Source organism: Streptomyces sp. MUSC 14 (assembly GCF_001866675.1).
Lineage (GTDB): Bacteria > Actinomycetota > Actinomycetes > Streptomycetales > Streptomycetaceae > Streptomyces.
Map to the genome: position 1 here is coordinate 43,388 of NZ_MLYN01000074.1, position 21,097 is coordinate 64,484.

The following is a 21,097-nucleotide window of genomic DNA, read 5'->3' on the forward strand; positions in this document are numbered from 1 at the left end:
GAACGTGGGGCGGCAGCTGTTGGGTCGCTGTTGAGTAGCTAGGTAAAAGGCCAGGTCGGAGGCCACTTTGAGGGTGGACAGCGACTGAAGCGACTCAAGTTCCCGGCATATCAAGACATTCGCGCGTGTGCGTATGCGCGCGTGGGCGTTATATGTACGGAATTTGAGTCGCTTCAGTCGCTAATCGGGGTGCAGATCTGCTCTGACCTGCGCTTTTTACAGCGACTGAAGCAGCGACTGAAGCAGCGACCGAAGACTCTCGGACGACTTTCGGTCGCTGTGGGTGCCTCTTGAGTCGCTGCCGTGCTCCTGGTGCGGAAGGGATTCTCCGCTCAGTTGGTCCCGCCTTTATCAGCACTTCGCTAGTGTGTGCCTATCCTTGAGTCGCTTCGGTCGCTGACGGGGGAAACACATGACCGATGAGCTGCGGGTTTTGGACAGCGACTCACCGCAGCCCACTGCCTTGGGAGCACGCGCCGCGCGGTCCTTGGCCATCGCCCGGTGGTGCGCCGGTCGTGGCTGGCCGGTTCATCCGCTGGCCCCCGGGCGCAAGACGCCTGCGGGCAATTGTGTGGGCTGCCGTGAGCCCGGGCACACCTACCGGGGATGCCGTTGTCCTGCGGCTGGACGCTGGTGTCACGGATTCCGTGCCGCCACGCTGGACCGCGCCCGGATCGAGAGGTGGTGGGGCGCCCACCCGGAGTTCGGAGTCGGGATCGCCTGCGGGCCGGCAGGGCTGGTCGTCATCGACATCGATGCCCACGCCCGGCAGTTACCGGGCCGAGACCGACTGCTGCCCGGCATCGACATCGCCGACACCATCGACCTGAGCGGGCTCGCCAACGGTTTCCACACGCTCGGGGTGCTGGCCGCGTTGCGCGGCGTCACCTCTCCCGCGGGCGACGAGTCGACCCTGCGGGTGCGCACGCCCTCCGGCGGTCTGCACGTGTGGTACCGCGCTGCGGGTGGGCACCGTTGGCAGTGTTCCTCCGGCTCGGGCGGCGGACGTGCGCTGGCCTGGCAGGTCGACGTACGGGCGCACGGCGGGTACATCATCGCCCCGGGAACCGTGACCGAGGCCGGTGCGTACGAGGTCGTGGGCACCGCGCGTGAGCCCGCCCCGTTGCCGGGGTGGCTCGCGCGGGAGTTGGAGCGCACCGGGCACCTGCCGCCCGCGTACCTGCCCGCGCTCCGGCCTGTGCCACCGCGGGCCCGGCAGGCCGTCCTGGCCGCCGGCGGCGGCCGTGGCGCCGCAGCGCGGGTGCTGGCCCCGCTGCTGGCCCAGGTGGCCGGCTGTGCTGCCGTGCCGGAGGGAGCGGGCTTCACCGAGAAGCTCAACCGGGCGGCGTACACCGCGAGCGGGCTCGTCGCCGCGGGCCTGCTGGACGACGGCCGCGCCGAGCGTCTGCTGCGGGAGGCGGCCGCGCAGGCCCGGCCGGGACAGGAACGGCGCTACGGCGCCGTCATCCGCGGCGGATTGAGCGCGGGCCGTGCCCGTCCGCTGTCCCCGGGAGGCCGCCTGTGACGCGTGGCCACGACAACGCCCTCTTCGACGCCGGTGCGGTCGCCGCGCAGATCCTGGCCCAGACCGTCCCCCAGGCCCGGACGGCGGACCAGGGCGGCCCCCGGCCCGCCGGTGAGGCCACCGCCGACGGGCTGCTGCCCGACTCTCTCAGCGACCGCGGCAACGCCAAGCTCTTCGTCGGGCTCTACGCCAACGACTACCGGCACGTGCCAGGGCTCGGCTGGTTCCGGTGGGACAGCACCCGCTGGCAGATCGACGAGGACGACACCGTGCTGTGGGCCGCCGGCGACCTGGCCGAGTCCCTCGCCACCACCGACCCCCGGGGGGTGCACAGCACGACCGCCCTGCAGCAGCACCGCCGGCGCGCGCTGAGCACCAGCGGCATGACCGCGATGCTCACCCAGGCCAAGTCCGCGCCCGGCATGGTGCTCAACGCGACGCTGCTCGACGCCGATCCGTACGCGCTGTGCACGCCCGGCGGCATCGTCGACCTGCGTACCGGGCTCAAGCGCGCGCCGGAACCGGACAAGGACTTCCACTCCCGCTCCACCACCGCGACGCCCGAACCGATGCCGACGCCGCGCTGGGACCGGTTCCTCACCGACACCTTCGGGGAGGGACCCGAGGGCGCGGAGATGATCGACTTCCTGCATCTGCTGCTCGGGTACTCCATCACCGGCGACGTCGGCGCCCAGGTGATGCCCTTCCTGTTCGGCTCCGGCAAGAACGGCAAGTCGGTGCTGCTGGACGTGGTGATGAAGCTCGTCGGCGACTACGCGGACGCCGCGCCGCCCGGATTCCTGATGGCCCGCCCCTACGAGGGACACCCCACCGATCTGGCCGAGCTGCACGGGCGCCGGGTCATCATGTGCAGCGAGGTCAAGCCGGGGGACCGGTTCGACGAGGCCCGGGTGAAGCTGCTGACCGGCGGTGACCGCATCAAGGCGCGGCGGATGCGGCAGGACTTCTTCAGCTTCCAGCCGACGCACAAGCTGTGGCTGCTGGGCAACCACCGGCCCGAGGTGGGGACGGGCGGGTTCGCGTTCTGGCGTCGGATGCGGCTGATCCCGTTCGAGCGGGTCGTGCCGGACGGCCGGAAGGTCGACAACCTGGCGGACGTCCTCGTGACGGAGGAGGGCCCCGGGATCCTCAACTGGCTCATCGTGGGCGCCCGTCGCTACCTGGGCGGGAGCAAGGACCTCACCGGGCCGGAGCGGGTACGGATCGCCACGACGGCGTACGCGGAGACCGAGGACCACACGGGGCGGTTCCTCTCCGAGTGCTGCCGGCCGGGCCCCGCCTGCCGGGCGGAACAGGCGCAGATGTACGCGGCGTACCGCGCGTGGTGCCAGAATGACGGTGCCCCGCCGCTCTCGTCGCGGGCCTTCGCGGCGCGCGTGCGTGAGGCGGTGGGACTGGCATCGCCCAAGGAGATGATCCTGTCCAACCAGCGCAAGTACTACCCGGGCATCGCACTGGTCGCCGGTGGGGAGACAGCATGAGTGCTCTCATAGCCGAGGACGAGATCGTTCACGAGGTGGACCTCGTCTGGCTCGAGGACATCAGCGGGCTGGACTACGTCCGGCAGAGCCTGGACCGGCTGCCGACCCGTCAGGGCAGGCCGGCCTACCACCGCGACGGCCGCATGGTCGGCTATGCGCTCCTCGGTCCGCAGGCCAAACCGTCCCGCTCGTCCGGGACTTTCCGCCGACGGGTGTTCTGGCTCCTGCCGCACGACCGGGACACGGTTCCTGACGGTCTGTACGCCACCGGGGCGCCGGCCGAGGCCGTCGATCCGTGCACCCTGGCGCCGGGGAGCAAGGGGCGCAAGACGGCGAGGTCGGAGGGCGGGGAAGCATCTCCCCGGGCACACGGAGCGTCCTTGCCGTTGTGAACCGGAAGCGTTCGGCTCGCTTCGACGCGAAGAACAGACCTTCCGGTTTTCAATCGCCGTGTGGTGTACTGCCGACATCGCACCGGTGGCAGGACGCTCTGCGCATCCGACCGCCGGGAGCTGCTGACTGACCGGGGGGAGGTCGGTTCATGTGTGGCGTGCGCGGTCCTCGATGCGTGAAACCGCCCGCAGGCACGGTGGGAGCGGTCGTGCGGGCGGCGAGGGGGGTGACGTCGCGGTGGTTACTGACGACCGACCGGTCCCGTGATGGTCGAGGTGTACACGCACCGGTCGTCCTGGCGCCCGACGACTTCGACCGTCATCGTCCCGTCGTTGTCGGCCGAGACGCGTGTGACCTCGATCCAGCAAGGCCGGTCGAACTCGGCGTACTGCGAAAAGGTCGTCGAGGCACTGGCCGGGACGAAGGCCGGCGAGGCGACCGCGGCGAAGGCGGCCTGGCGGGCGCCTTCCAACAGGACCATGCCCGGTATGTGGTCGGCACCGTGATCGAACAGGATCGGGTGGTCGAGGTTGGGCGTGAGCAGCCAGCGGCGCGGGTGGTCGGTGGCCGAGAGCACCACCTCGTCGGCGTTGCGGCGGTTCACGGACGACGGCGGCATCGCCTGACGGGAGACGTCCGGTACGGCCCCGTCGACCGGCGAGGCGGCTGCGGTGGGCCGACCGGCCCGCAGTCGTGTGTAGACCGCCGGGGTGATCGTGGAGAACTGGGTGGCGCCGTGGGCCACCAGAACTCCCTCCCTGAACATGGACAGTTGCACGGTCGCCCGGTTGATCACCCCTCGGCGCTGGACCAGTTCCGTGCACCTGGCCTCGATGTCGAAGTCGGTGGGGCGCGAGGCGATGCGCAGGCCGCACAGATCTGTGGTGTAGCTGAGGTCCCACATCACGAAGTGGTGGCCGAGCGGCACGCTCAACTCCGTGTGGGCGAGGAACATGCTCGCCTGGCGAAACGTCTCTGCGACCTGGAGCGGGTCGTGGCTGGTTCCGTCGGGGCTGGTGAAGTGCGTATGGGCGCGGGGCCACTGGCCGGAGAGGGAGAAGCGCAGGTCGTCCTGGGCGGTGCAGGCGGTGAGGAAGACCTCGGCAAGGCTTGCGCGATGCACGTACTCCTTGGGGACCGTGGTGGTCAGGCGAGGCAGTTCACTCGTTCCTCTGTCACTCTCGGTGACGAACAGGCTCATCGTTAACCCCCGTCTTGAAGCCGCATCCAACGACTCCATAAGATACGGACCCACCGGTTTTCTTGTCCGGAGCACTTAGGTAAAGGATTACCCAAAAATGTGATGGAAATGTGAGTAATCGATTCCGTTTTGCGCGCTTCTAGCGAATATTCTCATTCAATCGTGGGGCCACTCCGTATAAAAACCTGCTTGGCGGTTTGCTCTGCCTGATCCCGGACTCCTTCTTGTGAGGGGAACCTGGCGGAAGCGGTAATTTCGGACTCCGGCCCCGATCTGCGACAGGGGGACCACGATGCCAGCCCTTCTGGGGACTCTCCGGCTAGCCGCCGTCAACATCGACGGCGTACTGCTCAACGACACGTTCAGCCCGGTCATCCACCGATTTCTCGAGGCGCACGGAGTCACCTACACCCGAGAGCTCGAACGGGCCGTCCTGTCCCAGCCGCGCCACACCGCCGCGCACGTGCTCGCGGACGCCATCGGGTCCACGGCAGGCCCGCAGGAGATCATCGAGGCCTACTTCGCGGAGCGGGAGCGGTACCTGCTGAAGGATCCGGTGCGCCTGGTCGACGGTGCGATCGACCTGGTGCGTCGGCTGCGCGGGCTGGGGCTGGACGTCGTGTGCTACGGAGGGCTGGACGAGAGCCACTTCGAGCGCCACATCGGAGCCTGGCGATCCTCGTTCACCGCCCCCGGCTACATCTGCACCGACGGCTTCCGGCCGGGCATACGGGAGATCACCCAGGACCGCTTCGGACTCGGCTACCCGCAGGTGGTCTTCATCGACGACGCGGCCAGGGTCGCGGAGCGGGCACGTGAGCTGCGGGTGCCGTTCGTCGGGCATCCCAGCCCGTTCCGGCACGGCTTCCAGCGACAGGCGATGCAGGAGATCGGCGTACGGCACCTGGTGCATCGCCTGTCCGACATCGACGAGGCGTTGCTGCACACCCTCGACCGCGAGGCCGCACAGGACACCGTGTGGCAGGAGGGGGACCGACCCTTCGCGGGTGCCGGTGCCGAGCGGCGGGAAGAACGGGCGTGACGGCGCACGGAACCGCTCCACTGGCCGGAAAGGTCGTACTGATCACCGGCGCCAGCAGTGGCATCGGCGCGGGCGCCGCCCGGGTGTTCGCCGCGCAGGGCGCCGTGGTGGTGCTGGCGGCCAGGCGGGAGGAGAGACTGCGGGAACTCGTCGGGGAACTGCGCCGCTCGGGCGCCGAGGCGAGTCATCGAGTCGTCGACGTGCGCAGCAGCGAAGAGGTCCGACGCACGGTGGAGTACGCCGTCGAGCGGTACGGCCGACTGGACGCCGCGTTCAACAACGCCGGTGTGGGGCTGGACAAGTCGCCTGCGCACCTGCTGGACGACGACGCCTACGACATCGTGATGGACACCAACGTGCGCGGCGTGTGGAACTGCATGCGCAGCGAGATCACCGCCATGCTGGAGTGCGGGGGAGGTGCGATCGTGAACACCAGCAGCGTCGGTGGGCTCGTCGCCTCCTCGACGGGCGCGCCGTACATTGCCTCCAAGCACGCGGTGATCGGGCTGACCAAGGCGGCGGCCGTCGAGTACGCCGGACAGGGCATACGAGTCAACGCCATCGCGCCCGGGCTCACTCGCTCGGAGATGGTCGACGAGTGGTTGGAGGCTCCGCACATGAGGCAGCGCGCCCTTCGCTCCGCTCCGCAGCAGCGGGCGGCGGACCCGGAGGAGGTGGCGGAGACGGCCGCCTGGCTGTGCAGTGACAGGGCGAGCTTCGTCACGGGGGCGACCGTGCCGGTGGACGGAGGGCGGACCGCCTGGTGACGGCGGCTCGCGCGAACCCCGGTTCGTGGCACCCGCGTCGGCCGGCCGCACGCGGGTGCATCGAGCACGGATTGCCGTGCCGGACCTCGGAGTAGGCAATGGAATCTGGGGTAAGGTACCTCACGTTCGGTTTTCTTTCCTAAACGAGGAGGGTCCCATGGCACGGCAAGAGCGTGCGGTACGGACCCGACGCGCTGTTATCGAGGCCGCAGCTGCCGTCTTCGCCGAGCGTGGCTACGCGGCAGCGACCATCGCCGAGATCCTTGAGCGTGCCGGAGTGACCAAGGGCGCGCTCTACTTCCACTTCGACTCCAAGGAAGCACTGGCGCGTGGGGTCATCGATGCGCAGATCACGACCGTCCACTGGGTGCCGCGAGAGCTGAAGCTCCAGGAGTGGGTGGACATTTGCATGACGCTGGCCTACCGGGTACCCAACGACGTGGTGCTGATGGCCGGCATCAGGCTCTCCGCCGATCTCCAGGGACGACAGCTGTTCGGCAGCGCCTGGCCCGCGTGGACCCAGCTCGTGGCCGAGAAGATCGCCGAAGGGAAAGAGCAGGGCGAGGTCCTGCCGCACATCGACCCCGCTGAGACGGCGGAGTTCTTCCTCGGCGCCTGGCTCGGCATACAACTGCTGTCGGAGGCCTACGCCAACTGGAACGACCTGACCGAGCGCGCCTCCACGCTCTACCACTACATCCTTCCGGCGATCGCCACCCCTGCCGCCCTGGTCAAGCTGGACATCGCGCCTGACAGGGGCCGTCGCGTCGTCGAGGAAGCCGAGCGCCTGACTCCGCAGCCCACCGCCGTGGGCTGAAGTCCGCGGTACGGGACTTGCCGGCATGGCGGGGCCGCAGAACCAGACCTGACGGGCGGACGGATTTCCGCCCCGCTGGGTGATGCCCTCGCACACTCGGACCATAACAGACCTCATACCCTCTTTTCTGAGGGGGGTGCGAGGGTTCGCGATTTCCGCCTCGCCGTGGCGAGATTCCCCTGAGCAGGCAACTTGCGTCACTTCGTTATCGGAGTGATCAACCAGGGCGTCGCTCTCGCCCTTGTAAACCAACCAAGCGTGCGGTTTACTGAGGTGGCGCAATCGGGAATGCGCAGCGAGGAGTGTGTGATGGTCAAGCAGGAGCGAGCTGCCCGGACGCGGCAGGCCCTCATCGTCGCCGCGGCCGAGGTCTTCGCCGACCGCGGCTACGCGCTGGCCACCCTGCCCGCGGTCAGCAAGCGGGCCGGAGTGAGCGCCGGTGCTCTGCACTTCCACTTCGCCAGCAAGGAGGCGCTGGCGCGGGAGGTCGAGGGGGCCGCGGCCGACTCCGTCGAGAAGATGGCGGCGGGCTGCCGCACCTCCGCCGACACCCTGCTGCAGTCCCTCGTGAACGCCACCTGCCGGCTGCTCGCCGCCGTCTCCGGTGATCCCCTGGTCAGGGCCGGTTTCAGGCTGAGCCGTGACCCCTCGCGCAAGGGCGGGGGGGAGGTGGGGGTGCTGTCGCAGTGGTGGTGCGAGTGGGTTCAGGACCTGATCGACGAGGCCGAGAAGGAAGGGGAACTGGCGCACGGGGTCTCGCCCGAGGACGCGGCCGCCGCCATCGTCGCCGCGACGGTCGGCTTCGAGACGCTGAGCGCCTGGGACCTCGACTGGCTGGCGCGGGAACGAGCCGTTGGCTTCTGGGCCTTCCTGCTGCCGCTGCTGGCCGCCGCGCCGCAGCAGGTCCTCGCCGAACCGGACGGGGCGAGCGTGGCGAACGAGTCGGGGGGCGGGGAAGCGTCCATCGAGAGGGACGGATGACAGACGGGATCTAAAAACCGTCTACCAGGTTTGGTAATGCCCCCGTCAAGCTGGTGATCCTTTAGTGGCATCCGAGTGTATTTCTGGCCGGATTTGCCCGAGAAATCAGCCCATTCACCCCCATCTTGCGGCCGTCTTGAGTCTCTGTCGAGGGTCAACAGGGTCGTGACTCCAGCATTGACATACCGCTCGTGCTGTTTTTTACTCGTGAGTGCTGGGCGTTGCTATAGGCATCAACGATGGGGGAGACGCCGTGGACATCGATGTGCTCGGAACACTCGCCGTAAGGCTCAACGGGGTCTCCATCACGCCGACGGCGCCCAAGCCGCGCCAGGTGCTCGCCCTGCTGGCGCTGCAGGCCGGTCAGGTCGTTCCGGTGGGCGCCCTGACCGAGGAGCTGTGGGGGAGCAAGCCGCCGCGCAGCGCCCGCGCCACCTTGCAGACCTACATCCTGCAACTGCGCGAACTCATCGGCGCCGCCCTGGAGACGGGTACCGGGGAGGACGCCGGGCAACGCCGCCCGGCCAAGGACGTGCTGATGACCGTCCCCGGCGGCTACCTGCTCAAGAGCGGCGACGGCGTCATCGACGTACGGGAGTTCGAACGTCTCGCCGGATCCGGGTACCGGGCCATGGACGCCGAGGACTACCCCCAGGCCGCCCGTCTGCTGCGCCAGGCGCTGACGCTGTGGACCGGCCCCGCACTGGCCGACGTCCAGGCCGGCCCCCAGCTGCAGACCGAGGCCAGGCGGCTGGAGGAGAGCCGGCTGTGCGCGCTGGACCAGCGCGTCGAGGCGGACCTCAGGCTCGGCCGCCACCGTGAGCTGCTCGCCGAACTGACCGTGCTGGTCAACCGGTATCCCACCCACGAGAGTCTGTGCGGCCAGTACATGCTCGCGCTGTACCGCTCCGGCCGTCGCGGCGAGGCGCTCGACGCCTATCAGCGGCTGCGCGCCACGCTCGTGCGCACCATGGGCCTCGAACCGTCCCCCGCACTCGCCAAGCTCCAGCGCTCCGTGCTGATGTCCGGGCCCGACACCCTTCCGGCCCGTCCCGCCGCGCGCGCGGCCGTGGCCCCCGTGGGCTGACGCCACGTCACCTTGCGCCCCCTCCAGCAGGAATCGAGCACCGCTCAGGCCCGGCCGTGCAGCGTGGATCACACCTGGAGGAGGGGGTCGCGCATGTCGGCGCAGCGAGTGCACTCCGCCCGGCACACGGTCTCGGTCGCGGCGCCCGCCGGTGTCGTCTACGGCCTGCTCGCCGACGCCCCGCGCTGGCCGGTCCTGCTGCCACCCTTCGTCCATGTCGAACGCATGGACTTCGACGGCGCCGAGGAGAACCTTCGGCTGTGGCATCTGCGCAACGGCCAGGTGTGTTCCGCGCACGCCCGCCGCCTGCCGCGGCCGCAGGAGCGCCGTATCGAGTTCGAACTGAGGGATTCCCTCCTGCCGGGCGAGACGACGTCCGGCAGCTGGACGGTGGCACCCGACGGCGCCGACCGGTGTCTGCTGACCCTGTGCCAGGAACGGCCGGCCGGGCCGGGGCAGACGCCCGGGACGCTGGAGCGGGACGTGCGGGCCGAGGCGGCGGCGGTGCGCGAGGCCGCCGAGCGCTGGGACCGGCTGGACGAGCTGCTGCTGTCCTTCGAGGACAGCACGTATGTCTCCGGCTCCCCGGAGCTCGTCTACGACTTCCTCTACCGCATCGAGGACTGGGTCGATCTTGTGCCCCACGTCGAATCGGCCGAGGTCACCGAGGACCAGCCGGGCGTGCAGGCGACGGTGCTGCACACCTGCGCCCCGGAGACGGGGGAGACGCTCCGGTCCGAGTCCGTACGGCTGTGCTTTCCGGCCGCGGGGCGGATCGTCCACAAGGAGACCCTGACGCCTGACCCCGTCGCCGCGCACTACGGGGAGTGGTACCTGGAGCCCGACGCGACCGGGGTGCGGGTCGTCTCCGCCCACCACGTGATGCTCCGGGAGAGCGCCGTGGAGGCCGCCCTGGGCGCGGGCGCTCTTCTCGTGGACGCCCGCCGGCACGTGCGCGAGTGGCTCGGCCGGACGAGCACCGAGGCCCTGGGTCTGGCGCGCTGGCACGCCGAGAGCGCCGTACGCCGACTGCGATGAACGTGCCGGAGAACGACCGTGCGGCGACCAGTACCACGACGATGAGGAGACCGGTGATGGCCCTGACCCGGACCGTCCCGCGTGCCGGGCGGCCCCCGACGAACCGCACCCACCCCGGACCGGCGGGCGCGGAGCGGTACGCCAAGCGCCTCGAAGCGCTGCTCGGCGACCCCCGCGACCGGGCCAATCCCTACGGCCGCTTCGCGCTGCGGGCCGCGGGGTACGACGCGCTGCCCGCACCGCCCGCCGGTCTGCCCGCCGCCGGGGACGCGGGGCCCGCCGCGGATCAACTCGCCCGCGCCCTGCGCCCGCTCTTCCGCCGGGACCTGGCCCTCGCCCATGCCTGGAGCATCCGCCCGCTGCTGAGCGGACCGCTGCCGCACCCGGCGGCCGCGCTGCTCGGGCCGGCGGCGCTGCTCGCGTCGACGGCAGGCGTCCTGAGCGGCGTGACCCGCGTCGTGGACGGCCTGAGCAGGTACGAACCCGGCACCAGGCAGTGGCGTCCGGTGCTGGCCTCGATCTTCGCGGACCTGCTGGCCTGCGAGAGCCTGACGGCCGTGGCCCTGCGGTCCTGCGCCGACCGGGAACCGGAGGGTGCCGGGCCCGCCGGACTCCGTCCGGCCCGGCAGCCCGGCGGGTCGCTCGGCGACGTCGTCGGGTACCTCGTGCCCCAGCTGGCCGGTGAGTTGCTGGGCGATCTCGAACTGGTACTGAGCGAGTGCGGGTTCGGCGGTGGCACCCCCGAACGGAGCGCACTGGACAAGGTCCTTCGGGACCGGGCGCTCGTCGGGGGTGACTGGCAGGCCGGCCGTGCCGCGCAGGCCCGCAGCGTGGGCGGGCTGAGCGCGGTGGGCGGATCGGAGCCGGGCGGCGGTACGGGACTCGCGGGGCTGTTCCGGATCACCGAGGAGGCCGGCGCCGTCGCGCCGGGCGACGGCTCCCCGTGGGCCGTGGCGGCGACGTTGGGCGGTGCCGTCGACCGGCTCGCCGGCGCCGGCGGACCCGCCACCGCGGCGCTCGCCCGTGTCGGACGCCGGCTGGCCACCGAGCAGAGGGCGCTGCGGGTCGCCTGTGCCGCCACCGTCGTACACGACCCCGCCGACCCGGCGGCGCGGGCCCTGGCGGATCGCCAGGCCCTGCTGGCGCTGGCCGCCGCCGTGCTGGGCGTGCGCGAAGCGGCGGCCGGGGCGCGGCTGCCGTTCCTCGGGGAAGCCGGCTGGGCACTGCTGGCGCTCGGACGGACAGCCGGGCGGCTCGGGCTGCCGCTGCCCGACGGCACGCCCGACCCGCAGCCGGCCGTGTGGGAGGAGCTGGCCGGGCGCGCGGCGGACGGGGTGGACTGCGACCTGTATGCGACGAGGCTGCCGTGGTGAGCGCGAACGGCCCGGCGCGCGGCCGCACTCCGGCGCTGTCGTTCCCGCCGCCCTGCCCCGTGCCCGGACCGGACGGGCCGTGGGAGGAGGTGCAGGAGCGGATCGAGGCGACGGGCCGGGCGGTGGTGCACACCACCTGGGGCCAGTGGCTGACACCGGCCCTGCTCGACCCCGGGCTGCGCACGCTGCTCGGCCATGACTGGCCCCGCTACCGGCAGCACCCGGCCGCGGCCGGCCGGATGACCCTCGCCGTCTCCCGGGCGGTGCTCAAGTACACGGCCGCCGCGGCGCTCCAGGTCTCCGCCGGCCGGCTCGACCTCGCCTACCTGCCGGGTGGGCGGCCCGTGCTGCGCGGGCTCGGTGCGGATCTGCGGGTGAGCCTCACCCATACCGACGAGCTGATCGCGGTCGGCGTCAGCACCGCCGGGCCGATCGGCGTGGACGCCGAGTCCGCCGGGCGCCGGATCTCCTTCGGGGCGCTGCGCCGGCACGTGTGCACAGCCGAGGAGGCCGAACTGCTGGCGGCCCTGCCCGAGGAGGAGCGCACCGACCGGCTGCTGCGCCTGTGGACGCTGAAGGAGGCGTACACCAAGGCGCTCGGGCACGGCATGCGGCGCCGGTTCTCGGCGGTCGGCTTCGGATGGGACGCCGCGGGGACCCCCCGGCTCGCCGGGGACACGGCCGGGGAGTGGGCCTTCGCCACCCATCTCGTCGGGGGCCGCTTCCTGGTGAGCGAGGCGCACCGGCAGGAGGCCCCGGCCGGTGCGCCGGGCGGGCCACCGGCCCCGTCACCCGCGGAGCAGGCGGGCGAACCGGTGCGGCTGCCCTCGACGGCACCCCCGGACGCCCCCCGGGTCATCGTCTTTCCGGGGCGGCGGGGCCCCGCACAGCGGTGAGCGGACGTGCCCGGCGAGGCTGCCGGGCGGGGGCGGGGCGCGCTGTGCAGAAACGATTCGATAAGGAGGTCGGGGTGCCGGAGACGGCTGCTGCGGCAGCGGAGTCCGCCGCCCCGGGGAGCGGATGAGGAGTCATCACTCGCACGCGGGCGCCGTCCTCGCCGTCGTGCACGAACCGCTCGGCGCCCAGGCCTGGTCGCCGCTCGTCCTGGAGCTGTGCGGACTCGCCCGCGCGGGCGCCGAGGCGGTCGCCGCCCGCGTCGCCGAGCACCATCGGTCGTACGACGTCGAGCTGGACGACGTACCGGACGACCTGCAGGGCGCCGGGCGCCTCGGCCGGTACCTCCTGCGGCTCACCCCCCGCGCTCCGGCCGGAGACGGCGGGGCGCTCACCGACGACCTGCTGGCCGACCTGCTGGCGCCGCTCGCGGCGGGCACGATCGACGTGACCGAGCATCAGCGGGCACTGCTCGCGGCGGCGGTGGACGGTGAGGGCGGCCCGGGCCGGTTCGTGGAGCAGGTCTTCTGGGACTGGACGGGGCCGCTGGACCTCGGCCGGTTCGTCACCGCCTGGCAGTCCGTCGCCGAGCGGGAGGCGGTGCTGCGGGCGTCCTTCGACTGGGCCGGCGCCGCCCGCCTGGTGCTCCACGACCGCGCGGTCGTGGAGGTCGTACGCCATGTGCACACGGATGTCGGCTGGAGCGAACTGCTCCGGCAGGACCGGGCCCGCGGCTTCGAGCTGTACCGGCCGGGCCTGCTGCGGGTGTCCCTGCTCGACGGCGCGCCGGACCCGGCCGGCGCCGGGCGGCCGCCCACCCGGCTGCTGGTCACCTATCACCAGGCGCTGCTCGACGAGCGCGGGGCACGGCTGCTGGTGCGGCAGTTCTACCGCGCCTACCTCGCCGGCGGCGTGCTGCCGGGCGGGGACCGGCGGCCCGACATCCGGGACCACAGCCAGTGGCTGACCGGCCAGGACCCGGCCGGGGCCCGGGATTTCTGGGCGGCGGCCGCACCGCCCGCCGGCGCCGCCGTCAGCCCGGGCCGGCCCGGCGGGCCGGCGCCGCACGCCGAGGGGTCGGGCCGGATCCAGCGCCGGCTCAGGCTGTCCCAGACCTCCCGGCTGCGCTCCTGGGCCGCGGGCCGGGGCGCGGGGGAGAGCAGCGCCCTGCATGTGGCGTGGGCCCTGTTGCTGTACCGGGCGGCCAGGGTCGACGGGCCGCTGCCGGTGGCCTTCGGCGTGCATCTGTCCGGGCGGGACATGTCGCTGCGGGCCGCGGCCGACATCCCCGGACTGCTGGGCAACGCGCTGCCGATGACGGTCACCGTGGACCCCGCCGCGCCGCTGGTGGACCTGCTGCTGCAGGTGCGGGACGCCGCGCTCGACCTCACCGCCTACGGCTGGGTCTGCGGTGACCGGATCCGGGAGTGGACCGGGCGCGCCCTGGGTGCCGACCTCACCGAGACCACCGTCCGCTTCGACAGCCACCCCGAACTGCCGGAGAACCTGCGGGCCGAACTGACGGCGCAGGGCATCCGGGTGGGCCTGCCGCAGAGCGCCGGCGGTGACACGAGTCTGCCGGTGACGCTCGTCGCGCACTACGACGCCGAGGGCGCCCTGGTGCTGACCGCCCTGTACGACCGGGCCAGGTTCACGGAGAGCGGCATCTCCGCCGCCCTCGCGCAGTGCGTGCACCTGCTGCGCGGCCTGCCCGAGCACCCGGAGGAGGGGTTCACCGTCGCCGACGCCCTGCGGCTGCTGGGCGGTTGCGAGGTGCCCCGCATGGCGGCGCCCGAACCAGGCGGCACCCGGCTGGCGTTGTCGGTCCTGCGGGCCGGGGATCCCGGGGCGGATGTCGTGTGCCTGGTCTCCGTGCCCGGCGTCACGCCCGGTGTGTACGAGACGCTCGTGCACGAGCACGAGGGACCGGAACGCATCGTGTCGCTCGGCGTGACGGGCCGCGAGGTGCCGTTCGATCCTCTTCGGGAACTGGCCGGTGGCGGGCGGCGGTTGACCCTGTGCGGTGCCGGTCCGGCCGGCCGGGTCGCCCACGAGATCGCCCGCCGTGCGGCGGAGCGGACGGGTGAGGCTCCGGCCGTGGTCATGACCGGGGTCGGCGGTGCCGCCGAGAGCGCGGAGGCGCTGTCCCGGGCCTTGCGGGCGGTGCGGGCGCGCAGCACCTGACCGGTGGCGTCAGCGACCGTGTTTCCAGCGGGCCGAGAGTGCCTCTCAAGTGCCGTGGCCGACCGTGGCCGCAAGGAGGAGGCGCCATGGGTGACACGGACCGTGGGAAACCGGCGCTGCGCGTCGAGCGTGGCACGGCGACCGAAGAGGAGCTGGCCGCGCTGACCGTCGTCCTGCTGGCCCTGCGCGCTCGACCGGTGGACGCGCGGCCGCGGGCGGCCACGGCCGCGCGCTGGTGGCGGTGGCCGGGAAGCTACCGGGGACCGCACAACTGGCAGTGAGGGACGCGGTGGAGCGGGCGAGAGAACAAAACCTTACGGTCTGTTTACTGAAGTCTTGCGGTGATGGATGGTCTGTTCCTCCTGCGGGGTGACTCCTCCTCTTCGGCGCCACGAAGCCCTGTGGGGCCGTCAGGTCCTGCTGTACTGCTGCCTGAGGAAAGCCGGAAACAGGATGAGCAGTCTCGTATTGACATACCGCTTGTGCTGTTTTTAAATCGTTGAGTGCCAGCAGCGCACGTGGACGAGGGGGGAAACGGCATGGACATCGACGTACTGGGCGCACTGGACGTGAGAGAGAACGGGGTGTCCGTCGCCCCGACGGCGCCGAAGCCCCGCCAGGTCCTGGCGCTGTTGGCGCTGCACGCGGACCGGGTGGTGCCGGTCGCCTCGCTCATCGAGGAACTGTGGTCGGGCCGGCCGCCGCGCAGCGCGCGGACCACCCTGCAGACCTATGTGCTGCAACTGCGCGAACTCATCGCGGCGGCACTGGCCCGCGGCACCGGCGAGCAGCCCGGCGGCGAGCCGGAACGCCGCACCGCCAAGGACGTGCTGCTCACCCTGCCGGGCGGATACCTGCTGTCCTCCGGCGGCGGCAGCAGTGACGTCCGGGAGTTCGAGCGGCTGGCGGGACTGGGCTACCGGGCCATGGACGCCGGAGACTTCCCGGGCGCCTCACGCACCCTGGCCGCCGCCCTGGGCCTGTGGACGGGATCCGCCTTCGCGGACGTGCAGACCGGGGTGCAGCTCGCCATGGAGGCCAAGCGCCTTGACGAGAGCCGGCTGTGCGCGCTCGACCAGCGCATCGAGGCGGACCTGCGGCTCGGCCGGCACCGCGAGGTGCTCGCCGAACTGACCGTACTGACGAGCCGTTACCGCACGCATGAGAACCTGCACGCCCAGTTCATGATCGCGCTGCACCGTTCGGGGCGGCGCGGCGAGGCGCTCGACGCCTACCTGCGGCTGCGCACCACCCTGGGGCGCGAGCTGGGCCTGGAACCGTCACCGCGGCTGCGCCGGCTCCAGCAGTCGATCCTGATGGCCGCGCCCGAAACCGCACCGGGCCCGGCGGCCCCGGCCCGCGCCGTGGGCGTCCCGGGCACCGGGCCCCTGGCACCGACCCACTGACCCTCCGGCGTGAGGGGCCGATCCTTGGAGGCATCCACCATGACCAGTGAGCCGACGGCACCTTCCGTTGCCCACGGAGACATCCTCGCCGAGCTCACGGCCGTGCTGGCCGGTGTCGTACACGCCGATCCCGACCGGGTCGACCCCGAACAGCCCTTCCCCGTCCTCGGCCTGGACTCCCTGCTCACCGTCGAGTTCGTCGAGGCCGTCGACCGGCACTTCGGCGTACGGATCGCCGGCGCGGTTCTTTACGAGCACCCCACGCCGGCCCTGCTCGCCCGTCACCTGACCGCCCTGCGCCGTGGTGCCGGCGAGGCCCCCGCCGCTTCGGACCCCGGTGCCTCGGCCGAGGTGCTCCAGGTGCTGCGCGAGCAACTGGCGCGGATGCTGCACTGCGACCCGTGGGAGATCGACGGCGGGGCCGCCTTCGCCCAGCTGGGCATCGACTCCATCCTGGCCGCGGACTTCATCGCCGGCGTCAACCAGGTCTACGGCCTGAGCGAGAGCCCCGTCACCGTCCACGAGCAGCCCAGCCTCGCGGCCATGGCCTCCTACATCGCTTCCCGCACCCGGGGCGCGGTGACCCCCGCGGCGCCGGACGCCGGCAGTGGCGTACCGGCCGCAGCGGGAGCGGAGCAGGAGCCGCCGGCCGTCGCGGCCCCGCGGCGCGCCGCCGCGCCGCGGCCCCCGCTGACGCAGGACGAGATGGTCGCGCTCCTCGACGCGGTGCGTGACAACCGGATCGGCGTCGACGAGGCCGCCGCACTGCTCGCGGACCGCTCGGCCTGAGACGACATCATGAACGTGACCGCACCGCAGACCCTCAGCGCCGGGCCCGCACCGCAGCACGAGGCGGTGGTCCCGGTGAAGCTGTGGCTGTGCCCCAACGACGCCCTTCCGCCGGCCATCGCCGGGGTCCTGGCCCAGCACTGGTTCGACGAGCGGGAACACGAGACCGCGGGCCGGTTCCTCTTCGAACGCGACCGCCGGCAGTACCTCGTCTCCCACACCCTGGTCCGCCGGGCGCTGGCACTGGAGGCCGGCCTCATCGAGGCCGAGCTGGTCATCTGGCGTTCCTCGCGCGGGCGGCCCTTTCTGCAGCCGCTGCCCGGAGGTCTGCCGCGCGGCGGCGACCACCTGGACTTCAACCTCTCCCACGCGAGCGGCTACAGCCTGCTCGGGATCGTGCGCAGGCAGCGCATCGGGGTCGACGTCGAGGGCCTCGGGCGGGAGCCGAGGGCGCTGGAGACCATCCTGACCACCTTCGCCCCCGAGGAGCAGCGGTGGGCGGCCGAGGCGCCCCCGGGACGGGAGCGGGAGCGGCGGGTGCTCAGGCTGTGGACCCTGAAGGAGGCGTACTCCAAGGCCCGCGGTCTGGGACTCGGGCTGCCCTTCGACGAGTTCTCCTTCTCCCTGGCCGACGACCGGGGGGTGCTCGGCTTCCGGCCGCCCGCCGACGACCTGGCCGCGCGCTGGCGGTTCCTGGAACTGGAGCCGGTGCCCGACGTGCTGGTCGCGGTGGCCGTCCCCGCGGGGGAACTGCCCGAGCCGCACGTGGAGTTGTACCAGGGCTTCCCCTGGGCCCGGTCCACCCCGCATGTCATCACCCTGCCGGCTCCCGTGGGCGCGCCGCGGGACTGACGGGCATACAGGTATGAACGGCATGGCGGGAAATGAGTGTGCGCGGCGTCAGGTTATCCGCCGTTTCCGAAGCCGGAGCGGAACCGAGAGTTCATTTCCAGTACTGGTACGTGTGTTCTTGAGTGGCTCGGGAGTTCCGCGCAACACCGCACTTCGAGTACCGCTGGAGGACCGCTACAGGAAATCGCTTGGAGGACACGGACGCGGCTAGCGTGCGTGACGGCGGTGAATTCTGGCCACCAAAAGGAACTGGACAAGGAACTCGACGAGGTGGGGAGGCCACCATGCAGATTCAGGTTCTGGGTCCGTTGAGTGCCGAGGTCAACGGGGGATCAATCGTTCCGACGGCCGGCAAGCCGCGGCAGATTCTGTCGCTGCTGGCGCTCTATCCGGGACGGGTCATGCCCGTTCCCACACTCATCGAGGAACTCTGGGGAACCGAACCTCCGGTGAGCGCACTGACGACCCTTCAGACGTACATACTCCAACTGCGCAAACTCCTCGGTACCGCCATGGGCCCGGGTGCGCCGGCCGGAGCGAAGGACATTCTCGCCACGCGGCACGGCGGATATCTGCTCCAGATCGACAAGAGCTGCGTCGACGTGAACCAGTACGAGGAACTCGCCCGGCAGGGCCAGGCCGCGTTCGAGGCGGGGGACAACGAGACGTCCGCGGCACGCTTCGGCGAGGCCCTCGGCCTGTGGACCGGCGCGCCGCTGGTCGACGTGAAACTCGGGCCGGTCCTCACCATCGAGGTGATGCGGCTTCAGGAGAGCCGGCTGGTCACCGTGGAACGGCGCATCGACGCCGACCTCAGGCTCGGCCGGCACTCGGAGCTGATCGCCGAACTGACCGAGCTGACCGCACGCCATCCGCACCACGAGGGGCTGCACTCCCAGGTCATGGTGGCGATGTACCGGTCGGGCCGGCAGGCCACCGCGCTGGAGGTCTACCGCCGACTGCGCATGCGGCTCATCGACGATCTGGGCGTGGAGCCCTCCCCGCAGTTGCAGCGGATGCACCACGCCATGCTCGCCGTGGATCCGCAGCTGGACGTGCTGGCGGGGCCGCGTCACACCTCGACGTTCGACCTGTTCGCGGCGTGACGCCTGCCGCGCCCCCGCCGGACCGCTGAAGCCGCCGTACCACCGTCCCGGACGGCGGTACGGCGGCTTCCGTACGTTCCGTACGGGGGCTCAGGCGGCCTTCTTCTGCTGCAACCGGGTCATCGTCTGCCACAGGGCCGCAGGTGTGGCGAAGGTGTCCAGGGTGAGGACGTCGTCCACGAAGTGGATGCCGTAGGCGCCTTCCAGGGAGCCCAGCAGCTCCACCGCGCCCAGCGAGTCCAGACCCGAGACCCTGAGGTCCGTGTCGTCCTCCAGCGGTACGTCCGCGCCGAGGAACGGCAGGTATTCACGCAGGAGTTCCTCGAACCTCTTGTCCCAGTTCATTGCTGTCCTCACCTTGTGTGTGTCGTCGGTCCGTCGAAGGAAGCCGGAGGGCCGGGCGCCGAGGATCACGGTCCGCGTTGCGGCGTGCGGGACACCGGCGGCGCTCAGCAGTCCCGCTCCGCGCAGCGCGGCCAGGCCCTGCCGCACGGCGGGCGGCGCGAGGCCCGTCAGGTCGGCGATCCGCTCCGGCGTGGCGGCCTCGGCCGACAGCGCGGCGGCCCGGGCGACCGCCGCGGCGGTCGCCCCGGCGCGGTGCAGACAGGCGTGCACGGCACGGGCGAAGGGGCCGCCGAGATCAGGGAACGGAGCGGTCGCCGTGGTGCGCGGCCCGGACACCGGCGGCCGGTACCGGCCGGCCACGCCGCGGCGGACACCGGACGCGGCCGGATGCCAGGTGCCGTGCCGTGCCGGCGCGTCGAGTGCGCGGCGCAAGGCGCCGGGCCTCGTGGCGGCCAGGAGGAGGAGGGCCGGCTCGGCCAGGAGGGCGTGCAGCAGCAGGGGGCTGCCGCCGCTCAACTCGTAGAGGAACGCGGCATGTTCGAGGCAGCCGTGGCGTTCGGCCAGCACGGTCACCTCGGCCGGCCCGAGCCGTTCCAGCCGCACCCGGCGATACGCCTGCCGCCGCGTCGGCTCGGTCGCGAACGCCGGGTCGCCGCTCTCGTGGTGGACCGTGCCGGCCACGACCAGCAGCATGCGGGCGGGCCGCGCGTGGCGGGCGAGGTGCCGTACGAACGCGAGGGACTCGGCGTCGGCGTGGTGCACGTCGTCCACGCACACCACCAGCGGGCCGTCCCCGCTCGTCTCGCGCAGTGCGGCGCGCAGCGCCCTCATGTCATCGATGTGCGCCGCCCCGGCCGTCGTACGGGGCAGCAACTGGCGGACCACGCCCCATGCGGTCCGGCGCCCCGCCGGGGTGCCGGTCGCGCACAGCACCACGGCTCCCGCGGCAGCGGCCCGCTCGATCAGCAGGTGCAGGAGCGCGCTCTTGCCGCAGCCCGCGGGTCCTTCCACCAGGACGGTGCGGGAGCACCCCTCGGCGCAGTCGGTGAAGGCATCCGTCAAGGTCTTGATCGCCGTGGTCCTGCCGACCAACGTCATAGCGGTCCCGTCTCGGTTGGTCCCCCCTATCCGGACCAGCCTGACCACGCCTCCTACAGGGGCGGTGGAGCCATGGCGGAACCGGCGCCACCCGCTCTCCATCACTCCTCCAGCGCGGACGGTCATGCTGTCGGGGACACCCGTACGGGACGACGAGCCATGAGGAAGGAGCCCCCGTCATGGCCCCCACGTTGACCGAGCCCCTCAGCGGGGTGCTGTACGAACTCCTCACCGCCCGCAGCCTGCGCGAGCGCAACAAGGAACTCGCCCTCGCGCTGGTCGCGGCGGGCAACCGGGGCGAGGTCAACCACCTGACCCGGCACTGGGCGGACCCCGCCGGAGCGGGCGGCCCGACGCTGCCCGAGGGGCTCGGGCTGACCGCCGAGAGCGTCCTCGCCGACGGTGACGTCGTCGTACTGCGGGCGACCGCGCGTGCCGGACGGGCGGCCTGGTCGCTGGTCGCGGAGCTCCGCTTCGACGCCACGGGCCGCGTCGCCCGGTGTCACGACATGCTCGTGCCGGGGGTGGCGGTGAGCTGACCCGGGCGCGGAACGACTCCGCCTGCGCGCAGGTCGGGGACGGCTCGGGGGTCGCTGGAGAAAACGGACGGACGGGGCGGGACGGCGTTACCGTGCGAAGGCCGATGGTGTGTGCTGTGCGCTCCGCCTCGACGGCCGATACGCGCAGGCCGATCCGC

Annotated in this window: 20 protein-coding genes; 18 read left to right on the forward strand and 2 right to left on the reverse strand. The window is 71.9% G+C overall.

Going from position 1 to position 21,097, the window contains the following annotated elements; all coding sequences use genetic code 11:
- Window positions 1–412: 412 nt before the first annotated feature.
- From BIV25_RS39360 to BIV25_RS39370, 3 genes are read left to right on the forward strand one after another with little or no spacing between them, the layout of a single operon-like run.
- On the forward strand, window positions 413–1,525 hold the full coding sequence (locus BIV25_RS39360) for a bifunctional DNA primase/polymerase (protein WP_079177179.1): 1,113 nt from the start codon (window positions 413–415) through the stop codon (window positions 1,523–1,525).
- Window positions 1,522–3,027: a phage/plasmid primase, P4 family gene (locus BIV25_RS39365; protein ID WP_071377353.1), complete on the forward strand. Its 1,506-nt coding sequence runs from the start codon at window positions 1,522–1,524 to the stop codon at window positions 3,025–3,027. Before BIV25_RS39360 ends, BIV25_RS39365 begins: the two co-directional genes overlap by 4 nt.
- Window positions 3,024–3,419, forward strand: coding sequence for a DUF6009 family protein (locus BIV25_RS39370; RefSeq protein WP_071377354.1), 396 nt, complete (start codon window positions 3,024–3,026; stop codon window positions 3,417–3,419). Before BIV25_RS39365 ends, BIV25_RS39370 begins: the two co-directional genes overlap by 4 nt.
- Window positions 3,420–3,661: 242 nt before the next feature.
- Here the strand turns inward: BIV25_RS39370 and BIV25_RS39375 are convergent, their stop codons facing one another.
- Complete coding sequence (locus BIV25_RS39375) at window positions 3,662–4,660, reverse strand: ScbA/BarX family gamma-butyrolactone biosynthesis protein (RefSeq protein WP_371273122.1); 999 nt, start codon at window positions 4,658–4,660, stop codon at window positions 3,662–3,664.
- A gap of 253 nt (window positions 4,661–4,913) precedes the next feature.
- Here BIV25_RS39375 and BIV25_RS39380 point away from each other — a divergent pair, with 253 nt between their 5' ends.
- From BIV25_RS39380 to BIV25_RS39445, 14 genes are all read left to right on the forward strand, one after another.
- Window positions 4,914–5,663, forward strand: a complete 750-nt coding sequence (locus BIV25_RS39380) for a haloacid dehalogenase-like hydrolase (protein WP_071377356.1) — start codon at window positions 4,914–4,916, stop codon at window positions 5,661–5,663.
- On the forward strand, window positions 5,660–6,430 hold the full coding sequence (locus BIV25_RS39385) for an SDR family NAD(P)-dependent oxidoreductase (RefSeq protein ID WP_071377357.1): 771 nt from the start codon (window positions 5,660–5,662) through the stop codon (window positions 6,428–6,430). Before BIV25_RS39380 ends, BIV25_RS39385 begins: the two co-directional genes overlap by 4 nt.
- A gap of 157 nt (window positions 6,431–6,587) precedes the next feature.
- Window positions 6,588–7,247, forward strand: a complete 660-nt coding sequence (locus BIV25_RS39390) for a ScbR family autoregulator-binding transcription factor (RefSeq protein WP_071377358.1) — start codon at window positions 6,588–6,590, stop codon at window positions 7,245–7,247.
- Between the two features lie 309 nt (window positions 7,248–7,556).
- A complete protein-coding gene (locus BIV25_RS39395; protein WP_071377359.1) occupies window positions 7,557–8,228 on the forward strand; it encodes a ScbR family autoregulator-binding transcription factor in 672 nt (223 codons plus the stop codon).
- A 253-nt stretch (window positions 8,229–8,481) separates the two neighbouring features.
- A complete protein-coding gene (locus BIV25_RS39400) occupies window positions 8,482–9,315 on the forward strand; it encodes an AfsR/SARP family transcriptional regulator (protein WP_071377360.1) in 834 nt (277 codons plus the stop codon).
- A gap of 93 nt (window positions 9,316–9,408) precedes the next feature.
- Window positions 9,409–10,353, forward strand: coding sequence for an SRPBCC family protein (locus BIV25_RS39405; RefSeq protein WP_071377361.1), 945 nt, complete (start codon window positions 9,409–9,411; stop codon window positions 10,351–10,353).
- 56 nt (window positions 10,354–10,409) lie between these two features.
- Complete coding sequence (locus BIV25_RS39410; protein WP_071377362.1) at window positions 10,410–11,726, forward strand: hypothetical protein; 1,317 nt, start codon at window positions 10,410–10,412, stop codon at window positions 11,724–11,726.
- On the forward strand, window positions 11,723–12,622 hold the full coding sequence (locus tag BIV25_RS39415) for a 4'-phosphopantetheinyl transferase superfamily protein (protein ID WP_256257111.1): 900 nt from the start codon (window positions 11,723–11,725) through the stop codon (window positions 12,620–12,622). Before BIV25_RS39410 ends, BIV25_RS39415 begins: the two co-directional genes overlap by 4 nt.
- A gap of 124 nt (window positions 12,623–12,746) precedes the next feature.
- A complete protein-coding gene (locus BIV25_RS39420; RefSeq protein ID WP_071377364.1) occupies window positions 12,747–14,804 on the forward strand; it encodes a condensation domain-containing protein in 2,058 nt (685 codons plus the stop codon).
- Between the two features lie 86 nt (window positions 14,805–14,890).
- Entirely contained in the window at window positions 14,891–15,085 is a 195-nt protein-coding gene (locus tag BIV25_RS39425; protein WP_071377365.1) for an acyl-CoA carboxylase subunit epsilon, read from the forward strand.
- Window positions 15,086–15,343: 258 nt separating this feature from the next.
- Window positions 15,344–16,210, forward strand: coding sequence for an AfsR/SARP family transcriptional regulator (locus tag BIV25_RS39430; RefSeq protein ID WP_071377366.1), 867 nt, complete (start codon window positions 15,344–15,346; stop codon window positions 16,208–16,210).
- A gap of 39 nt (window positions 16,211–16,249) precedes the next feature.
- On the forward strand, window positions 16,250–16,999 hold the full coding sequence (locus BIV25_RS39435) for an acyl carrier protein (RefSeq protein ID WP_071377367.1): 750 nt from the start codon (window positions 16,250–16,252) through the stop codon (window positions 16,997–16,999).
- 9 nt (window positions 17,000–17,008) lie between these two features.
- A complete protein-coding gene (locus tag BIV25_RS39440; protein ID WP_177235579.1) occupies window positions 17,009–17,851 on the forward strand; it encodes a 4'-phosphopantetheinyl transferase superfamily protein in 843 nt (280 codons plus the stop codon).
- Window positions 17,852–18,135: 284 nt separating this feature from the next.
- Window positions 18,136–18,957 carry an AfsR/SARP family transcriptional regulator gene (locus BIV25_RS39445; protein WP_071377368.1) on the forward strand — a complete coding sequence of 274 codons (822 nt, stop codon included), beginning with the start codon at window positions 18,136–18,138 and terminating at the stop codon, window positions 18,955–18,957.
- A gap of 90 nt (window positions 18,958–19,047) precedes the next feature.
- Here BIV25_RS39445 and BIV25_RS54775 read toward each other — a convergent pair whose 3' ends face one another.
- Window positions 19,048–20,526 (reverse strand): BREX system ATP-binding domain-containing protein, encoded by a 1,479-nt coding sequence (locus tag BIV25_RS54775; protein ID WP_079177180.1) that lies wholly within the window; start codon window positions 20,524–20,526, stop codon window positions 19,048–19,050.
- A gap of 53 nt (window positions 20,527–20,579) precedes the next feature.
- Here BIV25_RS54775 and BIV25_RS39455 point away from each other — a divergent pair, with 53 nt between their 5' ends.
- A complete protein-coding gene (locus BIV25_RS39455; protein ID WP_071377369.1) occupies window positions 20,580–20,939 on the forward strand; it encodes a hypothetical protein in 360 nt (119 codons plus the stop codon).
- Window positions 20,940–21,097 lie beyond the last annotated feature (158 nt).

Bases quoted from the DNA above. Each gene is read 5' to 3' on its own strand.
- BIV25_RS39420 (WP_071377364.1), top strand. From the start codon at position 12,747: ATGAGGAGTCATCACTCGCACGCGGGCGCCGTCCTCGCCGTCGTGCAC.
- BIV25_RS39375 (WP_371273122.1), bottom strand. From the start codon at position 4,660: ATGGAGTCGTTGGATGCGGCTTCAAGACGGGGGTTAACGATGAGCCTG.
- BIV25_RS39445 (WP_071377368.1), top strand. From the start codon at position 18,136: ATGCAGATTCAGGTTCTGGGTCCGTTGAGTGCCGAGGTCAACGGGGGA.
- BIV25_RS39435 (WP_071377367.1), top strand. From the start codon at position 16,250: ATGACCAGTGAGCCGACGGCACCTTCCGTTGCCCACGGAGACATCCTC.
- BIV25_RS39410 (WP_071377362.1), top strand. From the start codon at position 10,410: ATGGCCCTGACCCGGACCGTCCCGCGTGCCGGGCGGCCCCCGACGAAC.
- BIV25_RS39370 (WP_071377354.1), top strand. From the start codon at position 3,024: ATGAGTGCTCTCATAGCCGAGGACGAGATCGTTCACGAGGTGGACCTC.
- BIV25_RS39390 (WP_071377358.1), top strand. From the start codon at position 6,588: ATGGCACGGCAAGAGCGTGCGGTACGGACCCGACGCGCTGTTATCGAG.
- BIV25_RS54775 (WP_079177180.1), bottom strand. From the start codon at position 20,526: ATGACCGTCCGCGCTGGAGGAGTGATGGAGAGCGGGTGGCGCCGGTTC.
- BIV25_RS39455 (WP_071377369.1), top strand. From the start codon at position 20,580: ATGGCCCCCACGTTGACCGAGCCCCTCAGCGGGGTGCTGTACGAACTC.
- BIV25_RS39430 (WP_071377366.1), top strand. From the start codon at position 15,344: ATGGACATCGACGTACTGGGCGCACTGGACGTGAGAGAGAACGGGGTG.
- BIV25_RS39360 (WP_079177179.1), top strand. From the start codon at position 413: ATGACCGATGAGCTGCGGGTTTTGGACAGCGACTCACCGCAGCCCACT.
- BIV25_RS39425 (WP_071377365.1), top strand. From the start codon at position 14,891: ATGGGTGACACGGACCGTGGGAAACCGGCGCTGCGCGTCGAGCGTGGC.
- BIV25_RS39440 (WP_177235579.1), top strand. From the start codon at position 17,009: ATGAACGTGACCGCACCGCAGACCCTCAGCGCCGGGCCCGCACCGCAG.
- BIV25_RS39380 (WP_071377356.1), top strand. From the start codon at position 4,914: ATGCCAGCCCTTCTGGGGACTCTCCGGCTAGCCGCCGTCAACATCGAC.
- BIV25_RS39405 (WP_071377361.1), top strand. From the start codon at position 9,409: ATGTCGGCGCAGCGAGTGCACTCCGCCCGGCACACGGTCTCGGTCGCG.
- BIV25_RS39395 (WP_071377359.1), top strand. From the start codon at position 7,557: ATGGTCAAGCAGGAGCGAGCTGCCCGGACGCGGCAGGCCCTCATCGTC.